Annotated in this window: 20 protein-coding genes; 8 read left to right on the plus strand and 12 right to left on the minus strand. The window is 70.5% G+C overall.

Translation table 11 applies throughout. The annotated features are described in order from the left end of the window. Positions 1-14: 14 nt before the first annotated feature. The 6 genes from ACFYWY_RS07085 to ACFYWY_RS07110 form a co-directional block, all read right to left on the minus strand. The gene (locus ACFYWY_RS07085) at positions 15-1631 is read right to left on the minus strand and encodes a succinic semialdehyde dehydrogenase (RefSeq protein WP_389180970.1); all 1617 of its coding nucleotides are present in this window, start codon (positions 1629-1631) and stop codon (positions 15-17) included. Positions 1632-1960: 329 nt separating this feature from the next. After that, positions 1961-3496, minus strand: coding sequence for a serine/threonine-protein kinase (locus ACFYWY_RS07090; RefSeq protein ID WP_389180973.1), 1536 nt, complete (start codon positions 3494-3496; stop codon positions 1961-1963). A 29-nt stretch (positions 3497-3525) separates the two neighbouring features. After that, positions 3526-5160, minus strand: a complete 1635-nt coding sequence (locus ACFYWY_RS07095; protein ID WP_389180976.1) for a serine/threonine-protein kinase — start codon at positions 5158-5160, stop codon at positions 3526-3528. 294 nt (positions 5161-5454) lie between these two features. After that, entirely contained in the window at positions 5455-8202 is a 2748-nt protein-coding gene (locus tag ACFYWY_RS07100) for a protein kinase (protein ID WP_389180979.1), read from the minus strand. Between the two features lie 165 nt (positions 8203-8367). Further along, positions 8368-10662 carry a serine/threonine-protein kinase gene (locus ACFYWY_RS07105; RefSeq protein ID WP_389180982.1) on the minus strand — a complete coding sequence of 765 codons (2295 nt, stop codon included), beginning with the start codon at positions 10660-10662 and terminating at the stop codon, positions 8368-8370. A gap of 314 nt (positions 10663-10976) precedes the next feature. Next, the gene (locus ACFYWY_RS07110) at positions 10977-12683 is read right to left on the minus strand and encodes a glycerol-3-phosphate dehydrogenase/oxidase (RefSeq protein ID WP_389180985.1); all 1707 of its coding nucleotides are present in this window, start codon (positions 12681-12683) and stop codon (positions 10977-10979) included. Positions 12684-12912: 229 nt separating this feature from the next. Here ACFYWY_RS07110 and ACFYWY_RS07115 point away from each other — a divergent pair, with 229 nt between their 5' ends. Both ACFYWY_RS07115 and ACFYWY_RS07120 read left to right on the plus strand, forming a co-directional pair. Beyond that, positions 12913-14154 (plus strand): nucleotide sugar dehydrogenase, encoded by a 1242-nt coding sequence (locus ACFYWY_RS07115; RefSeq protein WP_389180988.1) that lies wholly within the window; start codon positions 12913-12915, stop codon positions 14152-14154. A gap of 112 nt (positions 14155-14266) precedes the next feature. Further along, the gene (locus tag ACFYWY_RS07120) at positions 14267-14755 is read left to right on the plus strand and encodes a hypothetical protein (protein WP_389180991.1); all 489 of its coding nucleotides are present in this window, start codon (positions 14267-14269) and stop codon (positions 14753-14755) included. Positions 14756-14815: 60 nt separating this feature from the next. On the opposite strand, the gene ACFYWY_RS07125 is transcribed toward ACFYWY_RS07120, so the two are convergent. From ACFYWY_RS07125 to ACFYWY_RS07140, 4 genes are all read right to left on the minus strand, one after another. Further along, positions 14816-15940, minus strand: coding sequence for a GuaB3 family IMP dehydrogenase-related protein (locus ACFYWY_RS07125; RefSeq protein WP_389180994.1), 1125 nt, complete (start codon positions 15938-15940; stop codon positions 14816-14818). Positions 15941-16052: 112 nt separating this feature from the next. Beyond that, positions 16053-17555: an IMP dehydrogenase gene (gene guaB / locus ACFYWY_RS07130; RefSeq protein WP_389180997.1), complete on the minus strand. Its 1503-nt coding sequence runs from the start codon at positions 17553-17555 to the stop codon at positions 16053-16055. Between the two features lie 128 nt (positions 17556-17683). Further along, positions 17684-18271 carry a sigma-70 family RNA polymerase sigma factor gene (locus tag ACFYWY_RS07135; RefSeq protein ID WP_389181000.1) on the minus strand — a complete coding sequence of 196 codons (588 nt, stop codon included), beginning with the start codon at positions 18269-18271 and terminating at the stop codon, positions 17684-17686. A gap of 254 nt (positions 18272-18525) precedes the next feature. Further along, positions 18526-19137 (minus strand): response regulator transcription factor, encoded by a 612-nt coding sequence (locus tag ACFYWY_RS07140; RefSeq protein ID WP_003948568.1) that lies wholly within the window; start codon positions 19135-19137, stop codon positions 18526-18528. Positions 19138-19567: 430 nt separating this feature from the next. Between ACFYWY_RS07140 and ACFYWY_RS07145 the strand changes: the two genes are divergently transcribed. Further along, positions 19568-19891, plus strand: a complete 324-nt coding sequence (locus tag ACFYWY_RS07145; RefSeq protein ID WP_389181003.1) for a WhiB family transcriptional regulator — start codon at positions 19568-19570, stop codon at positions 19889-19891. A 76-nt stretch (positions 19892-19967) separates the two neighbouring features. Here ACFYWY_RS07145 and ACFYWY_RS07150 read toward each other — a convergent pair whose 3' ends face one another. Next, positions 19968-20858 carry a LysR family transcriptional regulator gene (locus ACFYWY_RS07150; protein ID WP_389181007.1) on the minus strand — a complete coding sequence of 297 codons (891 nt, stop codon included), beginning with the start codon at positions 20856-20858 and terminating at the stop codon, positions 19968-19970. 81 nt (positions 20859-20939) lie between these two features. Between ACFYWY_RS07150 and ACFYWY_RS07155 the strand changes: the two genes are divergently transcribed. The 5 genes from ACFYWY_RS07155 to ACFYWY_RS07175 all read left to right on the plus strand — a co-directional run bounded on the left by ACFYWY_RS07155 (position 20940) and on the right by ACFYWY_RS07175 (position 24859). After that, positions 20940-21608, plus strand: a complete 669-nt coding sequence (locus tag ACFYWY_RS07155) for an MOSC domain-containing protein (protein ID WP_389181009.1) — start codon at positions 20940-20942, stop codon at positions 21606-21608. An 89-nt stretch (positions 21609-21697) separates the two neighbouring features. Continuing rightward, the gene (locus ACFYWY_RS07160) at positions 21698-22009 is read left to right on the plus strand and encodes a multicopper oxidase domain-containing protein (protein WP_389181011.1); all 312 of its coding nucleotides are present in this window, start codon (positions 21698-21700) and stop codon (positions 22007-22009) included. Next, positions 22006-22779 (plus strand): SDR family NAD(P)-dependent oxidoreductase, encoded by a 774-nt coding sequence (locus tag ACFYWY_RS07165; protein ID WP_389181013.1) that lies wholly within the window; start codon positions 22006-22008, stop codon positions 22777-22779. Before ACFYWY_RS07160 ends, ACFYWY_RS07165 begins: the two co-directional genes overlap by 4 nt. A 218-nt stretch (positions 22780-22997) precedes the next feature. Beyond that, positions 22998-24071 (plus strand): hydroxyacid dehydrogenase, encoded by a 1074-nt coding sequence (locus ACFYWY_RS07170; RefSeq protein ID WP_389181016.1) that lies wholly within the window; start codon positions 22998-23000, stop codon positions 24069-24071. Positions 24072-24160: 89 nt separating this feature from the next. Further along, positions 24161-24859, plus strand: coding sequence for an ester cyclase (locus ACFYWY_RS07175; protein WP_389181019.1), 699 nt, complete (start codon positions 24161-24163; stop codon positions 24857-24859). Positions 24860-24997: 138 nt separating this feature from the next. Here ACFYWY_RS07175 and groL read toward each other — a convergent pair whose 3' ends face one another. Further along, entirely contained in the window at positions 24998-26626 is a 1629-nt protein-coding gene (gene groL, locus ACFYWY_RS07180) for a chaperonin GroEL (RefSeq protein ID WP_389181022.1), read from the minus strand. Positions 26627-26690: the final 64 nt, after the last annotated feature.

The following is a 26690-nucleotide window of genomic DNA, read 5'->3' on the forward strand; positions in this document are numbered from 1 at the left end:
GAAAAGGGCGGAAACTAGCGCAGGCGCAGGGCCTTCATCGCCTTCAGGCTGCGGCTCATGAACGCGGCGTACTTCTCGTCGTCCATGCCGAAGGACGGGGCCAGCGGGATCAGCCGCTGCTGGGCGACGGTCTGGGCCTCGGTGTACTTGAGGATGCCCTCCGAGCCGTGCCGCCGGCTGAGACCGGAGTCCTTCATGCCGCCCATCGGGGACTGCACGCTGCCGTACGCCGGCACGTAGCCCTCATTGATGTTGACCGTGCCGGTGCGCAGCTTCGCGGCGACGGCGTGGCCGCGCTTGCCGTCCTTGGTCCAGACGCTCGAATTCAGGCCGTACTGGGTGGCGTTGGCCTGCTCGACGGCTTTGTCCTCGTCCGTGAAGCGGTAGATGGAGACGACCGGGCCGAAGGTCTCCTCGGTGCATACGGCCATCGGGGCCTCGACACCGTCGAGGATGGTCGGCTCGTAGAAGAGCGGGCCGATGTCGGGGCGCGCGACGCCGCCCGCGACGAGGGTCGCGCCCTTGGCGACGGCCTCCTCGACATGGCGGGTGACGGTCTCCAGCTGGCGCTCGCCGACGAGCGAGCCCATGTCGGCGCCGTACGCGAGGGACTTGCCGAGGCGCATCGCCTTCGTACGGGCCGCGAAACGCTCCACGAAGTCGTCGGCGATCGACTCGTGGACGTACAGCCGCTCGATGGAGATGCACAGCTGGCCCGCGGAGGAGAAGCAGGCGCGGACCGCTCCGGCCGCCGCCTTCTCCACGTCCGCGTCGTGCAGCACCAGCATGGCGTTCTTGCCGCCGAGTTCGAGGGATACCCCGATCAGACGGGCCGCCGCGCCCTGGGCGACCTCGCGGCCGGTGCGGGTGGAGCCGGTGAAGGAGACATAGTCCGCGTGCTTGACGATCTCCGGGCCTACGACCGGTCCCTCGCCGATGACGACCTGGAAGACGCCGGCCGGCAGGCCCGCCTCGATGAGCAGGTCACGTGCCCACAGGGCGGTCAGCGCGGTCTCGGTGTCGGGCTTCATGACGACGGCGTTGCCGGAGACGAACGCGGGCAGCGCGTCGCCGACGGAGAGTTCGAGCGGGTAGTTCCAGGGGGCGATCTGGCCGACGACGCCGCGCGGCTGGCGCAGTTCGGTGGTCTTGGTGAGGACGGGGACGACGCCGGTGTGCCGCTTGGGCTTGAGGTAGGCGGGCGCCTTACGGCCGTAGTGGCGGGCGGCGACGGCGACGGCCAGGACCTCTTCGTGCGCGTGGAGGCGGGCCTTGCCGGTCTCCAGCTGGATGAGGTCGAGGACCTCGGCCTGGCGCTCCAGGACCAGATCGTGGAAGCGCAGCAGCACGGCGGCGCGGGCGCGCGCGGGCGTGGCGGCCCACACGGGCTGTGCGGCGCGGGCGCGTTCGAAGGCCTCGGCGACGTCCTCGGGCGTGGACTCGGGCAGGTCCGCCAGCTTCTCCCCGGTGAACGGGGTGTGGTTGGCGGTACGGCCGGAACCGACCACACCACGGGTGAGCTGGGCGACCACCTCGGGAGTGACCACGTCGGCAGCGGTGCGCGCACCGGCCGGGGAGGCGGCTGTCGGGTTGGTACCGAGGGCGGCGGCGGGGGCCTGCGAGTCCGTCATGGGGGCGAGAGTATGCCGCAAACGGAGCTTTGGGTACCCGTCGGTAACGGCTTTTCACCAGGGCCCACACCATCGCGCCAGCGATCGCTGGCAGATAAGGCCTGATCAGGGGCGCGTCTGGGCTCTGCCGAGCTTCAGCCGCTCTCGTACGCCGCGGAACAGATCCTGCCTCTTGGCCTCCTCCTTGCCGCCCTTGGGCATCTCGACGAGCACGGTGCAGCGCTCACCGGCTTCGGTCGCGACGTAGTCGGCGAGCGCGCCAACCCGCCCGTTTCAGGGCGTAGGAGGAGGGTCTGGGGCGGAGCCCCAGTTGCCGGAAGGTGCGGGCATCACTTTTGAAGGGTGAAGAAGTCGAGCGCGGTGTCGAAATCCCGCCGCGCCTCGTCGAGTCGCCCGACCGGCGACGAGACCCAGAGGTCGTACATCTTCCCCTCCTCGTCCCAGGAGAGATGGAACGTGTGCCGGGGCCCCTCCGCCTTGGAGAAGCCGTTCCAGGTGAACTCCCAGAGCGCGGCGGTCAGCCCGTTGTGCGTGGTCGCGGTGACCTTGCCCTCGCGATAGCCGGGGTTGGTGCTGGGCCCGTCGGCGTGCGAGCGCCGCATCACACCGAGCGGGCCTTCGGAGACCGGCTGCTGTATGCGCACGCCGACCCTGATGCCCTTGTCCCGCGCCATGTAGTAGACCCGCTTGTCGTCCGCGGAACGGGCGAAGCCTTCGGGGACGGCGAGCGAGAAACCGCGCGGGTCGGATGCCATGAGGTAACCCTTCGGCGCCACCGGTTTGACGGGTGGCGTCGTACGCACCGGAGGCGTACTGCTCGCAGGGGCGCCCCCGGCAGGCGCTTGGCCGCCGCCCCCGCCGTGGTCCAGGAGGAACGCCGTGGCCCCTCCCACCCCGGCCAGCGCGGCGACCAGGGCGGCCGCGACGACCAACGGCGTACGACGGCGAGCGGCCTTCACGGGCGCGCGCGGCGCGTCGGGACGAGTGGGTGTGTAACGCGCCGTGGACCCGGACCGGGGCACTCCGGACGTCGGAACGGCGCCAGTCCTGACGTACGTACGCAGCAACTCCTCCGCCTCCGCCGCGCTCAGCCTGCGCTCCGGATCCCGCTCGAGCAGCCCCAGCACAACAGGCAGCAGCGGCGCGGCCTGGGCGGGCGTGCGGATCTCGTCCTCGACGACCGCGTGCAGAACGCCGCCCAACGAGTCGCGGCGGAACGGCGATTCACCGCTCAGCGCCGCGCACAACAGCACCCCCAGCGACCACAGATCCGACTCGGGACCCGCGGTGACGCCCTGCATCCGCTCCGGCGCGGTGTACTCGGGCGATCCGACGAACGACCCCGAATCGGTGATCGTCGTCGACCCGGCGAACTGCGCGATGCCGAAGTCCGTGAGGACGACCCGGCCGGTCGACTCCTCGATGAGAACGTTGGCGGGCTTCAGATCCCGGTGCAGCACCCCGAGCCCGTGCGCCGCGCGCAGCGCGCCCAGCAGCGCCAGCCCGATGCGCGCCGCCTCGGCTACGTCGACCAGGCCGTGCCGCGCGATCCGTTCGGCGAGCGAGCCGCCGTCGACCAGTTCCATGACGATGTACGGGAGTCCGTCGTCCACGACCACGTCATGGACGACGATCACATGCGGATGCTTGAGCCGCGCGACGGCGCGGGCCTCGCGCAGAGGCGCGGCCGTGGAGGTGTACGGGGACGCGGAACGGCCCCCCTCGTCCTGCGGATGCAGCTCCTTGACGGCGACGCGACGCCCGAGCAGCTCGTCGTCCGCGCGCCACACGGTGCCCATGCCCCCGCGTCCCAGCCGGTCGAGGAGCCGGTAGCGGCCCGCGATCAGCCGCGTTTCCTGGGTCACGCAACTCCCTCTCGGTCAACCTGGGTTCATCATGCCGGAGGCCGCCAGCCCCGCAGCATGGTGTCGAACTGCTCGCGGGTCGTGGCCCAGTCGTCGGCCGGTCCCGACATGTAGAGCGCGTACTCGGTGCCGTCGTCCGTGTAGTAGATCTGGTCGATGGCCCGCCGCGGTCCGGGGAAGGTCGTCCTCTCGGTCCAGGTGAACTCCCACAGCGCGGAGTTCACCTGGTCACGGAAGGTGTTGGGGCCGAGCTTCAGCCTCTGGTACTCGGGCAGGCGCTTCTCCAGCCCCTTCTCCATGTCCAGCATGTGCATGTACGGATTCTCGAAGTCGGGCGATGTGTCGCTGCTGATCCGGATGCGATGGCGGCCGTTGTCGGGCGTGTAGTCGGTCTGGTCGCCGTCCGTCTGGCGCGTCCAGCCCTCCGGCACCCACAGGCTGAAGCCGTCCGGGTCCTCCACCCGGCGCCAGCCGGCCGGCACGCCCGACGAGGGGCCGGGCTTCGGCTTCGCGGTTGACGGCGTACCGGTGGGCTTGCCGCCTTGGTTGCCGCCGTCCGCTCCGTTGCCGCCGTCCGCGTACTTCATGGCGGCCAGTCCCGCGCCGCCGCCTACAACGGCCGCGAGTACGACGACGATCGCCGCCCTGCGCAGGCGGCCACCGCGCCGGGGCTGGGCCGCGGAAGCCGTGGTGGCGTGATGACCCGGGTGCGGGAGGGCGGGGGCGGGAGCGTCGGGCGTCGGGGACGGCGGCTGTGAGGTCACCGGCCGGGTGTGCTGCTCAGTCGTCCGCCGGGGCGGCACGTGCTTCCTCGTGGTGTCCGACGACGAGCCGCCTCCCATCGCCTCCAGCAGCAACTTCTCGGCCTCGCCGGCCGACGGCCGGGCCGCCGGGTCCTTGCGCAGCAGCGCCATGATGACCGGCGCCAGGTGTCCCGCCCGCTCGGGATGGCGCGGCTCCTCGTCCACCACGGCCTGCATCGTGGACAGCGGAGACGAGCGCCGGAACGGCGACTCCCCCTCCACCGCCGCGTACAGCGTCGCGCCGAGCGACCAGAGGTCGGACGCGGGCCCCGGATCGGCGCCGCGGACCCGCTCTGGGGCCAAGTAATCGATGGACCCGACGATTTCCCCGGTCCTGGTGATCGTCGCGTCGCCCTCGATGGCGGCGATGCCGAAGTCGGTGATCAGCACCCGGCCGTCGCGGTTGAGCAGTACGTTCGCGGGCTTGACGTCCCGGTGCAGCACGCCGGCCGCGTGGGCGGCGCCCAGCGCGCGCAGAACGTGCAGCCCGATCCGGGCGGCCTCCTGCGCGGGTATTCGCCCGGCCTCCTTGGCCGCGTCGGCGAGTGAGGGCCCGTCGACGTACTGCATGACGATCCAGGGGCGGGCGTCGTGTTCCAGCACATCGTGCACGGTGACGACACCGGGATGGCTGATCCGGGCGGCGGCCCGGGCCTCCTTCTGGGTGCGGGCATGCAGGACGACCCGGTCGGCCTCGGAGACATACCGCCCGGCCGTCAACTCCTTGACCGCGACGACGCGGTGCAGCACCTCGTCGTGTGCGCGCCAGACCTTGCCCATGCCGCCGCTGCCGATGGTCTCGCTCAGGCGGTAACGCCCAGCGAGCAGTAGACCCGCGCCCGTGCTTTGAGAGTGTTCCACGTTCCCCGCCCCGTTCCTTGGGATCACAGGTTACGGAGGGGAGTACGGCCACGGAACCTCGGACGGCTCAAGTGACCGCACTGTGATGCGCGTGACTCTGCGCAACCGGAGCCAAAACGCCCACTAACGGATTTCCGGTGGTGCCCTGGGTGTGTCCTGAGCAGATTTTGGGCAGGTCTTGGGCGCGTCTTGACCGCGTCTCCGATGGGCCCAACGGGTGGCGCGGGTCTAACGGCCGGGACTAACGGGTGGCCGCGAAGTACGGGTGCCGCGGGGTCTAACGGGTGGCCGGGTCTAACGGGTGGCGCGGTACGCGGTCGTGGCCGCCCGGAAGACCTCCGTCACCTTGTCGCGCTGGTCCTCGGGGCCGATCACCTGGACGACGTGGTAACTGCCGCCGACGATCAGAGCGAGGTTGCGTACGTACACCTCGCGGCCGTTGCCGTCCTGCCAGGTGAACTGGCCCTCGGCCATGACCTGCTGACCCACGTCGATACGGCGCAGCCCGCTCGCCCCGGCCCAGGAGGACTCCCGCCACGGCTGGAGCTCGCGCTCCTTGTCGCGCTGATACGCCAGCGGGTCGTCGCCGTTCGCCTTCACGGTGTCCCGCCCGGGAACGACGATCAGCGTGAAGTCGCCGCCGGTGTAACGGACTTGACCGACGTCGTTGATGGGTCGGCGCTGCCAGGTCCTGTCGACGGCCGTCTGGAATCCCTCGGGGTCCTTACGCAGCGTATAGCCGTTCGGCAGGTTCCCGGCCGGCGCGGAGGTCTGGGGCTGCTGAGCGCCGGGGCTGGTGGTGCGGGTCGTGGACGGGGTGGTCGAGGGCGGGGTGTCCGGGCCCGTACGGTCCGGGCTCGGACCGGCCGCCGACGGACGCCCGCCGCCCTTGCCCTGGGGCTGGTTCTGCTGTTGCTCGGACTTCGGCATGAACAGGACGGCGTACGCGATCGCGGCGACCAGGAGAAGCAGTATCAGCAGCAGGAGGGTGCGGCCGAGCGACCGCGGCCCGCGCCGCTCCCGGTCGCCCCGGGCCTTCTTGTGGCGGTGGCGGCCGTGCACCACTTCGGCCGAGCCCGCGCGGCGTTTGCGCACGAGCTCGCCCCGGCGGCGTACGACCGGCAGCCGGGTGCCGTCCACGGGGCTCGACGGGACCGGCACGACGTCCATTCCAGCCTCGGGCTCGGGCGCGGACCGTACGAGCGAACGCAGCCAGCCGCGCAACTCCTCGAAGTCCGGGCGCTCCGTGGGGTCCTGGCGCAGCAGTGACTCGACGACGGGGCGCAGCGGCCCGCACTCCTCGGCGAACGCCGGCGGCTCCGCGCATACGAGCTGGACCAGCTCGACCGCGCTCTCCTCGGGGTAGGGGGCGTGGCCCTGCACCGCCCGGTAGAGCAGCGCGCCCAGAGCCCAGAGATCGGTGGCGGGGCCGACGGGGGCCGCCAACTGCCAGTTCTCGTGGACGGGTCCGGCCTGCTCGGGGGCCCACCGCTCGGTGACGGCCCCGACGACGGCGATACGCGCCTGCCGGGCACGCTCGGCGGCGAGCGGCGTTGCGGGGCCGCGGTAGGCGGGGGTGCTGCCGCTCGCGACGATCTCGTCCCACCGCCCGGTGGGCGCGGGGGCACCGGCAACGACGGGCTGCCGCTGGGCGTCGGCCCGCAGGGCTTCGCGCCCGGCACCGCCGTGGTTCCAACTCGTTGTGCTGCTTGTGTTGTTGCTTGTGTTGTTGCTTGTGGCGGGGGTGGTGCCGGTGCGGGCGCTGGGAAGCGCGGGCCGCGTGGCGGGCCGGGGGGCGTACGGGTCGCCGGCGGCGCGGTCGCGGGCGGCGCGGGGCTTACCGTCCGGGCCCACCTGACGGGCGCCGTACGGCAGTTCAGGCGTTGGCCGATGACCGGCGGGCCCGCCACCGGCCGGGAGGGGGCGTGGGCCGTCGTTTCCCGGGAACGGCCCGTCGTGCCACGTCCCCGCCAGCCGGGCGTGGCCGGGTCCGGGCGGCCCGCCCTGGTGCCAGCCGCCCTCGATCTCGTCCTCGTCGATCTCGTCGTCTTCGGTGTCGTCCACATTGAGGACCGGGCCCAACTCGCCCGGCCCCCTGGCCCACCAGTCCGGGTCGAAGCCCGCCTGCACCGGACGGTCCCCCGTGTCGCCGGAGCCGTCGCCCTGGCGCTGGTCCTCGCTGACGCGGGCCGCGGCCCGGGCACCGGCGCGGTACGCCGCGATCGCGCCCGCCCTGGCTGCCCGGACGTCCGGCACGCCGGTCGCTGCACCGGTTCCGGCGCCGGGCAGCGCGGGCGGGGCGGCGGGGGCGGCCGGCAGCTCGGGCTCCCCCGACGGGCCTTCGTACACCGACGGGTCGTACTCCAACGGGCCTTCGTACACCGACGGGTCGTACCCCAACGGGCCTTCGTACTCCGGCGGCTCTTCCGCGTGTTCGTCCGGCGGGCCCGGCACCGGGGCGTACCCGCACAGTGCCTCCTCCGCCGCGCCCGAGGCCAGCCCGGTCAGCACCACGCGCCCGTCGTCGCAGACGAGCACCGTACGGACGGTGATGTTCCGGTGGGTCCAGCCGTGCGCATGCAGCACGCGCAGCGCGGTGAGCACGTCGGAGGCGACCTCGGCCGCCCGGTAGGGACTGAGCGGCTTTTCCGCGAGAAGCGCCGCCAGCGGTCGCGCCGCGACACGTTCGCTCACTATCCAGAGCGAACCGCCTTCCGCGAAGACGTCGAAGACCTGGTCCAGGCGCGGGTGGTCGGGGATCTGCGCGGCCGTCTGGGCGGCCTCGACGGCCCGCCGCACCGCCGGGTCCGTGGGCCTGCGCGTCGTACGCCCCTGAGTCTGCCGCGGTACCGCAGCGCCTGCCAGGCCGTCCGCGTCGACGACCTCCGCGTCCACGACCTCCGGCAACGGCACCTGCCGCACCAGGACTTCCTGCCCGCTATAGGTGTCGAAGGCGCGGGTCTCGACCAGTTCGTACTCGTCGGAGGGCGGCAGGGGCAGACGGTAGCGGTCGGCGAGCACCCTTCCCGCATAGTCGTCCACAACGCCTCCCCACGAGCGTGCTGTCCCCAGGCCGGTCCGTCCCGGAGGTGTCGCAGCCGAGCCGTGGCAAACCGTCAATTCCGGTCATTTGACGGCCCCTTACGGCCTCATACGACCCCTTGCGGCTGCCTACCGTCCGCGAGCTCTCACGATACGTGGCCTTGCTCAGTCCTTGGGCTTGAATGTGGCGAACGCCGTCTTGCGCAACGTCTCGCACTCCGTGCTCTGCCACTCGCTCGCCTTGCACGTGATCATGATCGAGTAGCCACGCTCGGCGTCCACCTTGAAGCCCCTGTTGAGGACCCGTACCCGCTGACCGCCCTGATTGCGCTCGAACTGCCAGTCGGCGACCGTCGGATAGCCGTTGTAGGCGACCTTCCTGATCCCCAGGTGCTTGTAGCCGCTGCTGCTGGCGCGGGTCCCGGCCACCGCGGCGGTCCAGGCGGCGGCCGCGTCGTCCCTGGGGCTGCCGTTGAAGTCGACCTGAATGCGCGGGAACCCGCCGTTCCCGCTGAAGATCCCGCCGGAGTTCTGGCCGGCGATGCCGGTCAGCTTGAAGCCCTTGGGCATCGCCATCGTGAAGTGGAACTGGTCGTTGGAGACCAGGGCGTACCCGGCCGGCATCCCGTCACCGCCCGCCGCGGGCTCATTCGTCTTGGGCCCGCCGGACGGTTGCCCACTGCCCGCACTCCCTCCGCTCCCTCCGCTCCCGTTGGCAGAGTCGTCGGTCCCGGTGTCCTTGCCCTTGTCCGGACCGGCGCCCGTGTCCTTGCCGCTTCCGCCGTTCGCAGCTCCGGCCGAAGCGGTCTTGTCGTCCTTGGTCTTACCCTGGCTGCCCTTGTCGTTGTCGCCCAGGGTCAGGAAGAGCACCGTGGTCAGCACGGCGAGCGCGGCGACAATCGCGATGATCACCAGGGTGCGGCGGGGCACCACATCGGTGAGCGGCGCCCGCACCGGCGCGGGTCGCGCGGCGGGCGTCTGCGACGCGGGCCGAGGCTTCGGTTCGGGCTTCGCAGCCGCCGCGGCATTCCGTACGGAGCGCAGCGCAGCGCGCACCCGGTCGGCGGCCGGATCCTTCGGCTTCGCCTGCGGCGGTGCGGGGGGAAGCGGCGGCAGCGGTATGGCGCGTGTTGCATCCGGCGCCGGTTCGGGCTCGACGGGCCGCTCCGGCTCCTCGGGCGCGTAGAGGACGTTGGTGAGCAACGCCCGCGCGCCCGCGTCGTCCAGCCGCTGATCGGGATCCTTGACGAGCAGGCCGTAGATGACCTCCTCCAGCGGGCCCGCGTTCTTCGGCGGGTCGAGCGGCTCGGTCATCACTGCGGTCAGCGTCGCGATGGCGGAACCCTTGTCGTACGGCGGGCTGCCCTCGACGCTCGCGTACAACAACCCGCCCAGCGACCACAGGTCCGCGGCAGGGCCGGGCTTGTGACCGCGGGCGCGCTCCGGCGAGATGTACGAGGGGGCGCCGACGAGCATGCCGGTCGAGGTGATCGACGGGTCGCCCTCGACCTGCGCGATGCCGAAGTCCGTGAGCACGACGCGCCCGTCCTCGGCGATCAGCACGTTGGACGGCTTCACATCGCGGTGCAGGATGCCCTCGCGGTGCGCGGAGCGCAGTACGTCGAGGATCGCGAGCCCGACCTCGGCGGCCCGCCTCGGCGTCAGCGTCCCGTCCTCGCGCACGGCTTCGGCGAGCGACTTGCCCTCGACGAGCTCCATGACGATCCACGGGCGGTCGTCCTCGTCGACGACGTCGTACACCGTCACCGCGCTGGTGTTGCGGATCCGGGCGATCGCCTTGGCCTCGCGCAGCGTACGCGTGATGAGCCGGCGCTTTTCTTCCTCGTCGATGCTGTTGGGGAAGCGGAGCTCCTTCACCGCGACCGTACGGCCGAGGGTCTCGTCGACGGCCCGCCAGACGGTGCCCATGCCGCCGCGACCGAGCACGCCTCCGAGCCGGTACCGCCCTGCGAGCAGCCGTCCGTCGGTCTCCGGCCCGGAACTGCGCCCCGCCGCGCCCGCCTTGACGGCACCCTGCCCGGCCCCTCGCCCGGCGCCTGCCCCGGCCCCGGACGCGACGCCGCCCGCTGAGCCGCTGTCAGCGGCCTTCGCAGACACCGGACCCGCAGCCCCGCCCGACTTCCCGCCCGTCTTCTCAGCCCCAGCTCCGGCCTCGGACCGGACACCGGACCCGCGCTCGGGGTCGCCTCCGGAACCAGCGTCGGCCTTGGACCCGGCCCCGGCCTTGGCCCCGGCTCCGGCCTCGGCGCCCGGGGCGGCAACCCCTTCGGCCTCACCCCCGGCCCCGCCTCCCGAACCAGAATCCGCGTCTCGCTCAGCGCCCTCCGCGGACTGCTTACCGGACCCGGCCCCCAACTCCTGCGACGTGGGCTCCTTGCGCTCCTTGGGCTCCTCGGCCGATTCCCGCTGGGGCTCCCGCGACTGCTCCGCCTCCGACATGCGTCCCCTCTGCGATCCCTGATCTTCGCCCGCGCCTGCCGCTTCCCGCGCGATGCGGAACCCGCCCTGGCAGAGCTTCCATTGTCCCTTACTCCGGAACGGGCGTTTCTCCCGGGTCCGCCGTCCGCCGGCGGGTCCGGGAGGTTGGGACCACCCACAATGCCACTACTCGGGGTAAAGCTCACCGCCTCACTGGTCGCAACCCTGCCCAGCCACGCGGATTCGGACCGGCGTCAGGAGCAGAGGAGGACCAGGACCCGGCCGGGACCAGGGCCAGACCGGCGCGGGGATCAGAGCGGGGCCGGGCGCCGGGATCAGAGCGGCACGATGTCCGGCGCCCCCAGCCGCGCCGCGTCCGCCGTCAGGTCGTCCGGCTGCCGTTGCGACTCGCGCTCCGCCTCCACCCGCTTCTCGTAGTGCTCAACTTCCTTCTCTATCTGCTCCTTCTCCCAGCCGAGCACCGGCGCCATCAACTCCGCGCACTCGCGCGCACAGCGCGTCCCCCGGTCGAACGTCTCGATCGAGATCCGGGTCCGCCGCGTCAGTACGTCATCGAGGTGTCGCGCCCCTTCGTGCGACGCCGCATACACGATCTCGGCCCGCAGATAGTCCTCCGCACCCCCGAGCGGCTCGCCGAGCTTCGGGTCGTCGGCGATCAGCGCCAGCACCTCCTCGATCATCGAGCCGTACCGGTTCAACAGATGCTCCACGCGCACCACATGAAGCCCCGTCCGTTCCGCGATCCTCGCCCGTGCGTTCCACAGCGCGGCGTAGCCCTCGGCGCCGACCAGTGGCACGTCCTCCGTGACGCAGTCCGCGACTCGCTGGTCGAGCCCGTGCACCGCCTCGTCCACCGCGTCCTTCGCCATCACCCGGTACGTCGTGTACTTGCCGCCGGCCACGACCACCAGGCCCGGCACGGGATGCGCCACCGTGTGCTCGCGCGACAGTTTGCTGGTCGCTTCCGACTCCCCGGCGAGCAGCGGCCGCAGCCCCGCGTACACCCCCTCGACGTCGTCCCGTGTCAGCGGGACGGCCAGCACGGAGTTGACGTGCTCCAGCAGATAGTCGATGTCCGCGCTGGACGCCGCCGGATGGGCCTTGTCGAGGTCCCAGTCGGTGTCGGTCGTCCCGACGATCCAGTGCCGCCCCCAGGGGATGACGAACAGCACCGACTTCTCGGTCCGCAGGATCAGCCCGGTCGACGAGTGGATCCGGTCCTTGGGCACCACCAGATGGATGCCCTTGGAGGCGCGCACATGGAACTGCCCGCGCTCCCCGATCAGCGCCTGGGTGTCGTCCGTCCACACCCCGGTCGCATTGACGACCTGCTTGGCCCGGACTTCGTACTCCCCGCCGGCCTCCACGTCCTGCACCCGCGCGCCGACGACCCGCTCGCCCTCCCGAAGGAAGCCGATCACCCGGGCCCGGCTTGCGACCTGGGCGCCGTAGCTCGCGGCCGTCCGCACCAGCGTGGCCACATAGCGGGCGTCGTCCATCTGCGCGTCGTAGTACTGCAACGCTCCGACCAGCGAGTCCCTCTTCAGGCAGGGCGCGACCTGCAGTGCGTGCCGGCGCGACAGATGCCGGTGGACGGGCAGTCCTCGCCCGTGCCCCGACGACACCGACATCGCGTCGTACAGCGCGACGCCCGATCCGGCGTAGAGCCGCTCCCAGCCCTTGTGCTGCAGCGGATACAGGAACGGCACCGGCTTCACCAGATGCGGCGCCAACCGCTCCAGCAGCAGCCCGCGCTCCTTCAGCGCTTCCCGTACGAGTGCGAAGTCCAGCATTTCCAGATAGCGCAGCCCGCCGTGGATGAGCTTGCTCGATCTGCTCGAGGTGCCCGACGCCCAGTCACGGGCCTCGACCAGACCGGTGGAGAGTCCTCGCGTCACGGCGTCCAGCGCGGTCCCGGCTCCGACCACGCCCGCGCCCACCACCAGCACGTCCAGCTCACGCTCGGCCATCCTGGCGAGCGCCTCAGCACGCTTTTCGGGTCCCAGTGTCGCTGTCCTCACTGCTGCCTCCCGTCGCCCCCGTGTGTCCCCTGCGGTCGGGCTCACAACATCGATTCTGTCCGCAGTCGACGACTTCAGCCACCGCCTGTGGATAACACTCGGACAGCCACAAGCCTGCAATACGGCATATCGGTCATATTTACGCCTAGTCTGACATTGCGCTTGCTCGTTCTGCCCACAGGGCTTGCGCTCTCTGTCTCCTCCGGCTAAGGGAAGGACGGCCTACGCCATGCCCGCAGATCTCGCTGTCATCGGACTCGGTCATCTCGGCCTGCCCCTCGCCCAGGCCGCCGTAACCGCCGGCATCGAGACCATCGGCTACGACACCGACCCCCGCCATCTCACGGAACCGGCGGCGGGGCGCACCCCCGCCGACATCCGCCGCATGCTCTCCGGAGGCTTCAGGACCGTCACCGACCCGGCCGAGCTGGGCCGCGTACGGACCGCCGCCCTCTGCGCCCCCACCCCCCTCGGCGAGGACGGCAACCTCGACCTCACAGCACTCGCCGAGGCCGCCCGCGCGCTCGCCGCCCGGCTGCGCCCGCACACCACCGTGCTGCTCGAATCCGCCGTCCAGCCCGGCACCACGGAAACCTTCCTCCGCCCAATCCTCGAAGAAGGCTCCGGACTGCGGGCGGGCCGCGACTTCCATCTCGCCTACTCCCCCAGCCGCGTCGACCCGGGCAGCCGCACCCACGGCTACGCCAACACCCCCAAGGTCATCGGCGGCCTGACCCCCGCCTGCACCGAATCGGCCGCCGCCTTCTACGGCCGCCTCACCGACAAGGTGGTCCGCGCGCGCGGACCGCGCGAGGCCGAGACCGTCAAGGTCCTCGAGACGAACTTCCGCCACGTCAACATCGCCCTGGTCAACGAGATGGCAGTGCTCTGCCACGACCTGGGCGTCGACCTCTGGGACGTCATCCGCTGCGCCGAGACCAAGCCCTTCGGTTTCCAGGCCTTCCGCCCCGGCCCCGGCGTCGGCGGCCACGGCGTCCCTCTCGACCCCAACTGCCTTCCGCACACCGGACGCACCCCCGGCCACCCGCTGCGGATCGTCGGCCTCGCCCAGGAGATCAACACGCGGATGCCGCAGTACGTCATCCAGCGCTGCGCCACGCTCCTCAACGAACACGGCAAATCGGCCCGCGGCGCGCGCGTGCTGCTCCTCGGCATCACCTACAAGCCGGACCTCCCCGACCTCGAGAGCTCCCCCGCCACCGAGATCGCCCGCCGCCTCATGGACCTGGGCGCCACCGTCAGCTACCACGACCCGTACGTCCCCGACTGGCGCGTGCGCGAACTGCCCGTCCCCCGGGCGGACTCCCTCTACGAGGCCGCCGCCAGCGCGGATCTGACGGTGCTGCTCCAGCACCACCGCACGTACGACCTCCAGGGTCTGGCGGTCAAGGCCCAACTCCTGCTCGACACAAGGGGAGCCACCCCGGCCGGCGCCGCACACCGCCTCTGAGCGAACACAACAGCCCGATAACTCGCTGCGGCACTGTCGGACCCGACTGCTAGTCTCCGGGATCTCCGCTCGCACGCTCGTGCGATGCATTTGTCCCTGGGGGAATTTCCACATGAGCCAGCCTGTCCCACCGCCGACCGGCAACCCGTTCGCCGGCGCCGACGCCCCGTACGCCCCGGCCCCGCCGCCGGCCCCCGTCCGTGACAACGTCGGGCTCGGCATCCTCGCCGCCTTCGCCGCCGCGCTGGTCGCCGCGGGCGCGTACGGCGGCATAGGCGGTGCCATCGAGCGCGAGATCGGCTTCGCGGCCGTCGGCGTCGGCTTCCTGGTCGGCTTCGCCGCCGCCAAGGTCGGCGGTCGCAACCCCGTGCTGCCCATCGTCAGCGCGGTGCTCGCGCTGGGCGCCGTCTACCTGGGCCAGCTGGTCGCCATCGCGGTCATCTTCACAAAGCTGGGCGACCTCTCGTTCACCCAGTACTTCTTCGACAACTTCAGCGACCTGACGAAGGTGTGGAAGGAAGCGGCGGACCTCATGTCCTACGTGTTCCTCGCTGTCGGCGCGGCCGCCGCGTTCGCGGGCGCCAAGAAGGCCAACGGCTGATCCAGCACGCGAAGGGGCCCCGCACCACCCGGTGCGGGGCCCCTTTCGTACGCAGCGGCGTCAGCGGCGGTGCTGCGAGTCCGCCACCGTCACCTCGACCCGCTGGAACTCCTTGAGCTCGCTGTAGCCCGTCGTCGCCATCGCCCGGCGCAGCGCGCCGAAGAAGTTCATCGACCCGTCCGGGCTGTGCGAGGGACCGGTGAGGACCTCCTCGGTCGTGCCCACGATGCCCAGGTCCACCAGCTTGCCTCGCGGCACGTCCTCATGGACCGCCTCCATGCCCCAGTGGTGGCCGCGCCCCGGGGCGTCCGTCGCGCGGGCCAGCGGGGAGCCGATCATCACCGCGTCCGCGCCGCACGCGATCGCCTTCGGGAGGTCGCCCGACCAGCCCACACCGCCGTCCGCGATGACGTGAACGTACCGGCCGCCGGACTCGTCCATGTAGTCACGGCGGGCCGCGGCCACATCCGCGACAGCCGTCGCCATCGGGACCTGGATGCCCAGGACGTTGCGCGTGGTGTGCGCGGCGCCGCCGCCGAAGCCGACCAGCACGCCCGCCGCGCCCGTACGCATCAGGTGCAGCGCTGCCGTGTAGGTGGCACAGCCGCCCACGATGACCGGCACATCGAGCTCGTAGATGAACTGCTTCAGGTTCAGCGGCTCCGCGGCGCCCGAGACGTGCTCGGCCGAGACGGTGGTGCCGCGGATGACGAAGATGTCGACGCCCGCGTCCACGACGGCCTTCGAGAACTGCGCGGTGCGCTGCGGCGAGAGCGCGGCGGCGGTCACCACACCCGAGTCGCGCACCTCCTTGATCCGCTGCCCGATCAGGTCCTCCTGGATCGGAGCCGCGTAGATCTCCTGCAGACGGCGGGTCGCGGCGCCCTCGTCGAGACCGGCGATCTCCTCGAGCAGCGGCTGCGGGTCCTCGTACCGGGTCCACAGACCCTCGAGGTTCAGTACGCCCAGACCGCCCAGCTCACCGATGCGGATCGCGGTCTGCGGGGAGACCACCGAGTCCATCGGAGCGGCCAGGAAGGGCAGCTCGAAGCGGTAGGCGTCGATCTGCCAGGCGATCGAGACCTCCTTCGGGTCCCGGGTGCGCCGGCTCGGTACGACGGCGATGTCATCGAACGCGTACGCCCGGCGGCCGCGCTTGCCGCGCCCGATCTCGATCTCAGTCACGTTGTGTGGCCTTTCCGTTCTTCTCGGCGCTACTGTCTGCCGCTTCCAGTATCCCCGACACACATGTCAGGGGCGGCCCCGGGAACCGGGACCGCCCCTGGCCACGCGTGGACTACTTCCTGCTGTAGTTCGGCGCCTCGACCGTCATCTGGATGTCGTGCGGATGGCTCTCCTTGAGCCCCGCCGACGTGATCCGTACGAATCGGCCGCGGTCCTGCAGCTCCGGCACCGTCCGGCCACCGACGTAGAACATCGACTGCCGCAGACCGCCGGTCAGTTGGTGCACCACCGCGGAGAGCGGGCCGCGGTAGGGCACCTGGCCCTCGATGCCCTCGGGCACCAGCTTCTCGTCGGAGGCGACGCCCTCCTGGAAGTAGCGGTCCTTGGAGAAGGAGCGCTGCTCGCCACGGGACTGCATCGCGCCGAGTGAACCCATGCCGCGGTAGGACTTGAACTGCTTGCCGTTGATGAAGAGCAGCTCGCCCGGCGACTCCTCGCAGCCCGCGAGCAGCGAGCCGAGCATCACCGTGTCCGCGCCCGCGACCAGCGCCTTCGCGATGTCGCCGGAGTACTGCAGACCGCCGTCGCCGATCACCGGGACGCCGGCCTCCTTGGCGGCGAGCGAGGCCTCGTAGATCGCCGTGACCTGCGGAACGCCGATGCCGGCGACAACGCGGGTCGTACAGATGGAGCCCGGTCCGACGCCGACCTTGATGCCGTCGACTCCGGCGTCGATCAGCGCCTGCGCGCCGTCGCGCGTGGCGATATTGCCGCCGATCACATCGACGCCCGAGGCGTTCGACTTGATCTTGGCGACCATGTCTCCGACCAGCCGGGAGTGGCCGTGTGCGGTGTCGACGACGATGAAGTCGACACCCGCCTCGATCAGCGCCTGGGCCCGCTCGAAGGCGTCGCCCGCCACACCGACGGCCGCGCCGACGAGCAGCCGCCCCTCGTTGTCCTTGGCGGCCATCGGGTACTTCTCGGCTTTGACGAAGTCCTTGACCGTGATCAGGCCCTTGAGCACACCGGCCTCGTCGACCAGCGGAAGCTTCTCGATCTTGTGCCGGCGCAGCAGCTCCATGGCGTCCACGCCGGAGATCCCGACCTTGCCGGTGACCAGCGGCATCGGGGTCATGACCTCGCGCACCTGGCGGCTGCGGTCCGACTCGAAGGCCATGTCGCGGTTGGTGACGATGCCGAGCAGCTTGCCCCCGCGGTCGGTCACCGGGACACCGCTGATGCGGAACTTCGCACACAGCCGGTCGGCGTCGGCGAGCGTCGCGTCCGGGTTCACCGTGATCGGGTCGGTGACCATGCCGGACTCGGAGCGCTTGACCAGATCGACCTGGTTGGCCTGGTCGGCGATGGAGAGATTGCGGTGCAGGACGCCCGCGCCACCCTGCCGGGCCATGGCGATCGCCATCCTGGCCTCGGTGACCTTGTCCATGGCGGCGGACAACAGCGGGATGTTCACCCGTACGTTCTTCGAGATGTACGAGGCGGTGTCGATCTGGTCGGGCGCCATGTCCGACGAGCCCGGCAGCAGCAGCACATCGTCGTAGGTCAGCCCGAGTGTCGCGAATTTCTCGGGCACTCCGTCGACGTTGGTCATGACACCTTCCCCAAATGGCCTTGATCGGTGCGGATGTCCATGCTAACGGGCTTCACACCCGTCTCATTCCACGATCAAGATCACTGGCCAGGTTTGTGCGTTCGTACGTACGCGGCTCGCCGTGCGCATCACTGCCCGGCCAGCGCGCGCAGACGGCTGAGCGCCCGGTGCTGCGCGACCCGTACCGCGCCGGGGGACATGCCCAGCATCTGCCCGGTCTCCTCCGCGGTCAGCCCCACCGCGACCCGCAGAACCAGCAGCTCGCGCTGGTTCTCCGGGAGGTTGGCGAGGAGCTTCTTGGCCCACTCGGCATCCGAGCTGAGCAGCGCGCGCTCCTCGGGGCCGAGGGAGTCGTCGGGGCGCTCCGGCATCTCGTCGGACGGCACGGCGGTCGATCCCGGGTGCCGCATGGCGGCTCGCTGCAGATCGGCGACCTTGTGCGACGCGATGGCGAAGACGAATGCCTCGAAGGGCCTTCCGGTGTCCTTGTACCGCGGCAGCGCCATCAGCACGGCGACACAGACCTCCTGCGCGAGGTCCTCCACGAAGTGACGCGCGTCGCCCGGCAGCCGGCTGAGCCGGGCGCGGCAGTAGCGCAGCGCGAGCGGATGGACATGCGCGAGGAGATCGTGCGTAGCCTGCTCGTCGCCGTCGACGGCAAGATGAACGAGCGCACCGATGGCCCCTTGGGCAGTCGCAGCCTCGTCCTCGCGCATCGGTCCATGGTGCCTTGACGGCTGAGACTCCGTGGCACCGCGTCCAATGTTGTGCACCGAAGCGTTATGAGTAGGTGCGCCGGAACTCATCTCCTGCGCCCTCCCCTTCCGCTCGACCGACTCGTCCCCGAGGTCCTCCACCCCTCAAGGATGCGGCATCGCGAGGGAAACGGATGCCGATTGGCTTCCATCACCCCGCCCACCCGACGGCGGGCGGGGTTCGTCCTACCCCCGCGGCAAAGCACTCGAGGGACCTAGCGGACCAGGCCCCAGCGGAATCCGAGCGCCACGGCGTGCGCCCGGTCCGAGGCGCCCAGTTTCTTGAAAAGACGCCTGGCGTGCGTCTTCACCGTGTCCTCCGAGAGGAAGAGCTCACGGCCGATCTCGGCGTTCGACCGTCCGTGGCTCATGCCTTCGAGCACCTGGATCTCTCGCGCGGTGAGCGTGGGCGCCGCGCCCATCTCGGCCGAGCGCAGCCGCCGCGGGGCGAGCCGCCAGGTCGGATCGGCGAGCGCCTGGGTGACGGTCGCGCGCAGCTCTGCGCGCGAGGCGTCCTTGTGCAGATAGCCGCGGGCGCCGGCGGCGACCGCGAGCGCGACGCCGTCCAGATCCTCGGCGACGGTGAGCATGATGATCCGGGCGCCGGGGTCCGCGGACAGTAGTCGGCGGACCGTCTCGACGCCGCCCAGACCGGGCATGCGTACGTCCATCAGAATCAGGTCCGAGCGGTCGGCGCCCCAGCGGCGGAGGACTTCCTCGCCGTTGGCCGCGGTCGTCACGCGCTCGACGCCGGGCACGGTCGCAACCGCCCGACGAAGCGCCTCTCGGGCAAGCGGGGAGTCGTCGCAGACGAGGACGGATGTCATGGCCGCCCTCCGCAGCTGATGCGCGTCACCTTGAGCCTCCAGGCTGGGTACGTTTCGTCACCTGTGCGGTTGAACGCTGTCGGACATGTGCCCGACCGCTTCTTCTTTCAACCGCTTCCGCACTCTCAACGACGGTCACTCGAAAGAGTTACGGGTGGGACTGCCGCCTTCAGCACTCTATGTGAGGGGCCGTGCGCGGAGCAGAGCACCGCAGGTCACGAGTCCTTCACCCGGAAGCTATGCCCCATTTAGCGCCTTTTCTTCCCTTTTTGTGGCGTATGTGGCTAGATTCGCAATGAGTCATATTTACATCTACTAAGACAGTAGATGTACGGTCGTGAGGCACGTGCGGGTGCCGGATCGGCTCGTACCCCGCTCGTGTTCGACCTGACCTGTATCCACTCAGCACGGTTTCAAGGGGACATGCGCTATGGCAGATTTCTCCCGCCTTCCCGGACCCAACGCCGATTTGTGGGACTGGCAGCTCCTCGCAGCCTGCCGTGGGGTGGACAGCTCTCTCTTCTTCCACCCCGAGGGTGAGCGGGGCGCTGCACGAAGTGCGCGCGAGAACTCGGCGAAAGAGGTCTGCATGAGGTGCCCAGTACGCGCGGAGTGCGCGGCTCACGCGCTGGCGGTGCGGGAGCCGTACGGCGTGTGGGGCGGACTGACGGAGGACGAGCGCGAGGAGCTGATGGGGCGCGCGCGGCATCGACTGATTCCCGCAACCAGCGCGGGAGGCACGCCGCGGAGCTGATCCGCGAGGTTCGGGAGATTTCGAAGAAACGTTCCTGCACCACCCCCGCCCGATCCCGGACAGGGGTGGTCGGGTTTTAGCGGTGCGCCGCCAGGGTCAGCTGTTCGAGCGTGGCCGCGACCGCGGGGACCTGGGCCAGGTCCGGGAGCGTGAGCGCGACGATCTCGCGGTGCAAGGACGGCTCGACGGTCACGGTGCGCGCACCCTTGGGCCGCACCGACTCCATCGCGAGCTCGGGCAGCACCGCCACGCCGAGACCCGCTCCCACCAGGCCGATCACGGCCGGATAGTCGTCGGTGGCGAAGTCGATGCGGGGGGTGAACCCGGCTTCCTCGCAGACCTCGACCAGCTGGCGGCGACAGCGGGGGCAACCCGCGATCCAGGGCTCGTCGGCGAGATCGCCGATGGTCACCGTTGCCGAATCGGCGAGCCGGTGGCCCTCGGGGACCAGCCCGACGAGGCGGTCGGTGAGCAACGGGCGGACGATCAGGTCGTCCCACTCCGCGGCCGTCGCGCCGTACCGAAAGGCCAGCGCCACATCGCAGTCGCCCTCGCGCAGCATCTCCACCGAGCGCGGCGGCTCGGCATCGACGAGGGAGACCCGGGTGCCCGGGTGGGCCGCCCGCAGAGCGGCGAGCGCGGCCGGCACGAGGGTGGAACTGCCGCTGGGGAACGACACGAGCCGGACCCGGCCGGCCCGCAGACCGGCGATGGCGGCGATCTCCTCCTCGGCCGCGGTCAGCCCGGCGAGGATGCCCGACGCATGGCGTACAAGTGCCGCTCCCGCCTGGGTCAGGCGCATTTCACGGCCCGTACGGATCAACAGCGGGGTGCCCGCCGAGGTCTCCAGTGCCTTCATCTGCTGGCTGACGGCGGGCTGGGTGCAGCCCAGCCGGCGCGCGGCGGCGGAGAACGAGCCGGTGGCGGCTACGGCACGCAGAACTCGGAGATGACGGGCTTCGATCACGCTCCGAATATAAGGGGCCCTTGGGGGGAACCCTGATTATTGGGTAGTTCGTTTGAGAGCCGGGGGGTTAGCGTGCTGTCCATGAAGCTTCTGACCGTGAATGTGGGCCGGGCCAAGACCGTCGGGTACACCGACGCACCGGGCGGCGCGACCGGCATCGACAAGAGGCCGGCCGCCGGGGCCGTACGGGTGACGGACCCGGGCCCCAAGGGCGAAGGGGCCAGCGGTTTGGCCGGGGACGCGGTCTGCGATCTGCGTCATCACGGCGGCACCGACCAGGCGGTGTACGCCTTCGCGCGAGAGGATCTCGACTTCTGGGAGCGGGAGTTGGGCCGCCCCCTCGCCAACGGCGCGTTCGGGGAGAACCTCACGACGAGCGGGCTCGATGTGAGCGGGGCCAGGATCGGCGAGCGCTGGCGGATAGGCGGCGAGCTGGTGCTGGAGGTGACGAGCGGCCGCGTTCCGTGTCGTACATTCGCGAGCTGGCTGGGCGAGAAGGGGTGGGTCAGGCGCTTTACGCAGCAGGGCGCGCCCGGCGCGTATCTGCGCGTCATCGAGCCCGGCGAGATCCGCGCGGGCGACGCGATCGAGATCGTGCACCGGCCGGACCACGAGGTGACGGTCGATCTGTCGTTCCGGGCGGACACCACCGAGCGGACGCTGCTGCCCCAGGTGCTCGCGGCGGGCGACGCGCTCCACCCCGAGCAGCTCAAGGACGCCCGGGAGTACGTGGCGAAGTACGGCGCGTAGGGGAAATCTCTTAGGCGGTAAGGGCTTTGATTCGTGGGGCGGCTGGGGGCCGTCCCCGATGTCCCCCCGAGCGGCTCACAGGACGCTCGTTGTATGTCTCGGCTCAAGCACGTTCTCAACGGCAAGGGCACGAAGATGGACCGGATCGAGAGACGGTCACCCGGGGCACCGCCGAAACCTGGACCGTACGCAATGAGCACGGGACTCCGCACAACTTCCATGTGCACGATGTGCAGTTCCGAGTGCTGGAGGTGGACGGCAAGCAGCCGCCTCCGGAGCTGCGCGGCGCCAAGGACACGGTGTTCGTGCCGCCGCACAAGACGGTCAAGCTCGCGATGCGCTTCGACGGGCCCGGTGCGTGCACCGCGCTCACACACGGGGCACTAACGTGCCGCCTATGACGACTGCACTGATTACGGGAGCGACCGCGGGGATCGGCGCCGCGTTCGCCCGGCGGCTGGCCGCCGAGGGACACAACCTGGTGCTGGTGGCCCGCGACACCAAGCGGTTGCAGGAGCAGGCCACCGAGCTGCACGACCGACACGGCATCGAGGCGGAAGTGCTGACCGCCGACCTGTCGCAGGACGACGGGATCGGGGCGGTCGCGAAGCGGCTTTCCGACCCGAAGAGCCCGGTGGATCTCCTGATCAACAACGCCGGGTTCGGGAACAAGGGGCGCTATCTCGAAGTGTCCATGGCCGACGAGCTGACGATGCTGAAGGTGCACTGCGAGGCGGTGCTGCGGCTCACCTCGGCGGCTGCGGAGTCGATGCGCGAACGCGGGCGGGGCGGGGTGGTGAATGTGGCGTCGGTGGCCGCGTTCGTGCCGCGCGGGACGTACGGCGCTTCGAAGGCGTGGGTCGTGCAGTTCACCCAGGGAGCGGCCCGGGATCTGGCGGGGTCGGGGGTGCGACTGATGGCGCTGTGCCCCGGTTTCGTACGCACGGAGTTCCACCAGCGGGCCGGGATGGGGACGGACAACATCCCCGGGTGGATGTGGCTGGACGCGGACAAGCTGGTGTCGGCGGCGCTGGCGGACCTGGCCCGTGGGAAGTCGCTGTCGATCCCGGACCCGCGGTACAAAGCTCTGATGGGTGTGGTGAAGCTGGCGCCGCGCGGGCTGCTCGGCGGCATGACGTCCAGGACAGGCCGGAAGTACGGTCCGCAGTAAGGGCATTGCGGCTGCCGTCGGGGGCCGGGTGGTGTGACCGGTCTGCCCTGCGACTTCGGCAGCAGCGGCGAGGGCAAGGGTGTGGATGGGTGCGGACGGGTGCGGGCTCTGGTTCAGCGAGGCTCGCCTTCGTCTCCCCGCAGCGCCGCTGGAAGGCCGGCCTGACCGCCGGCAGCCTCAGTGACCTCAAGCGACATACGAGGAGCTCGGTTTCCACCATGCACCACGCCACTGACAATCGCCCCGCGGACAACCCCGGCGAGCGCCCCGACCAGCCAGGCGCGGAGCGTCCCGCACTGCTGCTCGCCATGGGCCCGGGCATCGCCGAGCGCCTGTTCGCCGACCGTCACCGCGACCGCCTCACCGCACTCGCCCGCACCGACCCGCAGCTGATCGCCCACGACCTCGCCGCCCCGACGTTCCCGGTCGCCGCCGCGCTCGCCGCCGCCGAAGTCCTGCTGACCTGCTGGGGCGCACCCCCGCTCACCGCCGAAGTCCTCGCCGGCGCACCCCGGCTGCGTGCCGTCGTGCACGCCGCGGGATCCGTCAAGCACCACATCACCGACGCCTGCTGGGCCCGCGGCATCGCGGTGACCTCGGCCGCCACGGCAAACGCCCTGCCCGTCGCCGAGTACACGCTCGCCGCGATCCTCTTCGCCGGCAAGCACGTCCTGCGCTCGGCCCAGCGCTACGAGCGGCTGCGCACCGACCACGACTTGTGCGAGTTCGACGACGCCGGCAACTACCGCCGGACGGTGGGCATAGTGGGCGCGTCCCGGATCGGCCGCCGGGTGATCGAACTGCTGCGCCCCTTCGACGTGCAGGTGCTGCTGTACGACCCGTACGTCACCGACGCCGAAGCGGCGGAACTGGGCGTCGTACGCACCGAGCTGGACGAGCTCTGCCGCCTCAGCAGCATCGTCACGGTCCACGCTCCGCAGCTGGCGTCCACTCGCCACATGATCGACGCGCGCCGGCTCGCGCTGCTGCCGGACGGCGCGACCCTGATCAACACCTCGCGCGGCTCGCTGATCGACGAGAACGCGCTGCTGCCGGAGCTGGTTTCTGGCCGGCTGCACGCCGTACTCGATGTTACCGACCCCGAACTCCCCGCCGCCGACTCGCCGTTGTACTCCCTGCCGAACGTCCTCATGACCCCGCACATCGCCGGTTCGCTGGGCAATGAGCTCCACCGGATGGCGGACCAGGCCCTCGACGAGCTGGAGCGCTACACCCAGGGTCTGCCCTTCGCGGACCCGGTCCATCCCGAGGCGCTGAATCACTCGGCCTGAGCACTGAGTCCGGACCAGCTCACCCTGAACCCTCAAAAGCCACATACATCACTAAAATGGATGCATCCCACCCCAGCCCGGGAGGCACCATGAAATTCGTACAGATAATCGACTGCAAGACCGAGCGGTTCGACGACGTGGACCGCCTCATGGACCAGTGGGTCGAACAGACCCGGGGCAAGCGGACCGCCACCCACAGCCTCGTCGGCAAGGACCGCGCCGACGGGTCGCACCTCGTCGAGATCGTCGAATTTCCGTCGTACGAAGAGGCGATGAAGAACTCCAAGCTGCCGGAGACGGACCGGATCTTCCGGGAGATGGTGGCACTCTGCGACGGGATGCCCACCTTCACCGACCTCGATGTGGTCCGCGACGAACAGTTGAACCAGTCAACCTCTCGCCGCTTCTTCCACGAGATCGCGACCGGGGGCAACCTCGACGCCATCGACGAAGTGTTCGCGGCCGACTACGCCGACCACGACATCATGAAGGAAGAGGACACCCTGGTCGGGTCCGACGTCATCCGCGGCGATGTCAGCGGATGGCGCGCGGCCTTCGACTTCACCTTCAGCCTGGACAGGCAGATCTGCGAGGGCGACGACGTCGCGACGCTGTGGACCTGGACCGGCACCCATCAGGGCGACTTCATGGGCATCGCACCCACGGGCAAGCAGTGCACCATGACCGGCACCACGATCTTCCGGTTCAAGGACGGCAAGATCCAGGAAGGCTGGTGGCACTTCGACATCCTCGGCCTGATGCGGCAGCTCGGCGCGACGGGTCAGTAGAACGGGTCGGAAGCACGGGGTCAGTGAAGGGGCCGGAAAAGCGCCCGGCCGGACACCTGACCGGACGCCCGCCCCGACGACGAAGGCCCCCGTCCCCGCCGAGCGGCGGGAGCGGGGGCCTTCACACGTCGTGCGACGTCAGTGGCTGTGACCGTGGCCGTGGCCGTGGCCCGCGTCGGCCTCTTCCTCGGCCGGCTTCTCGACGACCAGGGTCTCGGTCGTGAGCAGCAGCGAGGCGATGGACGCGGCGTTCTCCAGCGCCGAGCGCGTGACCTTGACCGGGTCGATGACGCCGGCCTTCACCAGGTCGCCGTACTCGCCGGTCGCGGCGTTGAAGCCCTGGCCCGCATCCAGCTCCGCCACCTTGGAGGTGATGACGTAGCCCTCGAGGCCGGCGTTCTCGGCGATCCAGCGCAGCGGCTCGACGACGGCGCGGCGGACGACCGCGACACCGGTGGCCTCGTCGCCGTCCTTGCCGAGGTTGCCCTCGAGGATCTTGGCGGCGTGGACGAGCGCGGAGCCACCACCGGAGACGATGCCCTCCTCGACCGCGGCGCGGGTCGCGGAGATGGCGTCCTCGAGACGGTGCTTCTTCTCCTTCAGCTCCACCTCGGTGGCGGCGCCGACCTTGATCACGCACACGCCGCCGGCCAGCTTCGCGAGGCGCTCCTGAAGCTTCTCGCGGTCCCAGTCGGAGTCCGTGGACTCGATCTCGGCCTTGATCTGGTTGATACGGCCAACGACATCCTCGTGGTTGCCGCCACCGTCGACGATGACCGTGTCGTCCTTGGAGACGGTCACGCGGCGGGCGGTGCCCAGCACGTCGAGACCGGCCTGGTCGAGCTTGAGGCCGACCTCCTCGGCGATGACGGTGGCACCCGTGAGGGCGGCCATGTCACCGAGCATCGCCTTGCGGCGGTCGCCGAAGCCGGGGGCCTTGACGGCCACCGCGTTGAAGGTGCCGCGGATCTTGTTCACGACCAGGGTCGACAGGGCCTCGCCCTCGACGTCCTCGGCGATGATCAGCAGCGGCTTGGAGCCACCGGCCTGGATGACCTTCTCCAGCAGCGGCAGCAGGTCCTGGATGGAGGCGATCTTGCCCTGGTGGATCAGGATGTACGGGTCGTCGAGGACGGCCTCCATACGCTCCTGGTCGCTCACCATGTACGGGGAGAGGTAGCCCTTGTCGAAGGCCATGCCCTCGGTGAAGTCGAGCTCCAGGCCGAAGGCGTTGGACTCCTCGACGGTGATGACACCGTCCTTGCCGACCTTGTCCATCGCCTCGGCGATGAGCTGGCCGACCTGCTGGTCCTGCGCGGAGAGCGCGGCGACGGCGGCGATGTCGGCCTTGTCCTCGATCGGGCGGGCGGTGGCGAGGAGCTCCTCGGACACTGCCTTGACCGCGGCGTCGATGCCCTTCTTCAGGGCGGCCGGGGACGCGCCGGCTGCGACGTTGCGCAGGCCCTCGCGGACCAGCGCCTGGGCCAGCACGGTGGCGGTGGTGGTGCCGTCACCCGCGATGTCGTTGGTCTTGGTCGCCACCTCCTTCACCAGCTGGGCGCCGAGGTTCTCGTACGGGTCATCGAGCTCGACCTCACGGGCGATCGTGACACCGTCGTTGGTGATGGTGGGGGCGCCGAACTTCTTGTCGATGACGACGTTGCGGCCGCGGGGGCCGATCGTCACCTTCACCGTGTCGGCAAGCTTGTTGACGCCGCGCTCGAGGGCGCGACGGGCGTCCTCGTCGAACTTCAGGATCTTCGCCATGGGAGCTTCTCTGTCCTCTCAAACGAACTGCGCCCCTGACCGCCCGGCTACATCAGTGCGGGGG

It is taken from the genome of Streptomyces sp. NPDC002870 (assembly GCF_042888505.1).
Classification (GTDB): Bacteria; Actinomycetota; Actinomycetes; order Streptomycetales; family Streptomycetaceae; genus Streptomyces.

Coding starts and splice junctions, on each gene's coding strand:
- ACFYWY_RS07140 (WP_003948568.1), bottom strand. CDS start 19,137: ATGACATCCGTCCTCGTCTGCGACGACTCCCCGCTTGCCCGAGAGGCG.
- groL (WP_389181022.1), bottom strand. CDS start 26,626: ATGGCGAAGATCCTGAAGTTCGACGAGGACGCCCGTCGCGCCCTCGAG.
- ACFYWY_RS07135 (WP_389181000.1), bottom strand. CDS start 18,271: ATGCGCGAGGACGAGGCTGCGACTGCCCAAGGGGCCATCGGTGCGCTC.
- ACFYWY_RS07085 (WP_389180970.1), bottom strand. CDS start 1,631: ATGACGGACTCGCAGGCCCCCGCCGCCGCCCTCGGTACCAACCCGACA.
- ACFYWY_RS07145 (WP_389181003.1), top strand. CDS start 19,568: ATGGCAGATTTCTCCCGCCTTCCCGGACCCAACGCCGATTTGTGGGAC.
- ACFYWY_RS07155 (WP_389181009.1), top strand. CDS start 20,940: ATGAAGCTTCTGACCGTGAATGTGGGCCGGGCCAAGACCGTCGGGTAC.
- ACFYWY_RS07105 (WP_389180982.1), bottom strand. CDS start 10,662: ATGTCGGAGGCGGAGCAGTCGCGGGAGCCCCAGCGGGAATCGGCCGAG.
- ACFYWY_RS07165 (WP_389181013.1), top strand. CDS start 22,006: ATGACGACTGCACTGATTACGGGAGCGACCGCGGGGATCGGCGCCGCG.
- ACFYWY_RS07170 (WP_389181016.1), top strand. CDS start 22,998: ATGCACCACGCCACTGACAATCGCCCCGCGGACAACCCCGGCGAGCGC.
- ACFYWY_RS07120 (WP_389180991.1), top strand. CDS start 14,267: ATGAGCCAGCCTGTCCCACCGCCGACCGGCAACCCGTTCGCCGGCGCC.
- guaB (WP_389180997.1), bottom strand. CDS start 17,555: ATGACCAACGTCGACGGAGTGCCCGAGAAATTCGCGACACTCGGGCTG.
- ACFYWY_RS07175 (WP_389181019.1), top strand. CDS start 24,161: ATGAAATTCGTACAGATAATCGACTGCAAGACCGAGCGGTTCGACGAC.
- ACFYWY_RS07115 (WP_389180988.1), top strand. CDS start 12,913: ATGCCCGCAGATCTCGCTGTCATCGGACTCGGTCATCTCGGCCTGCCC.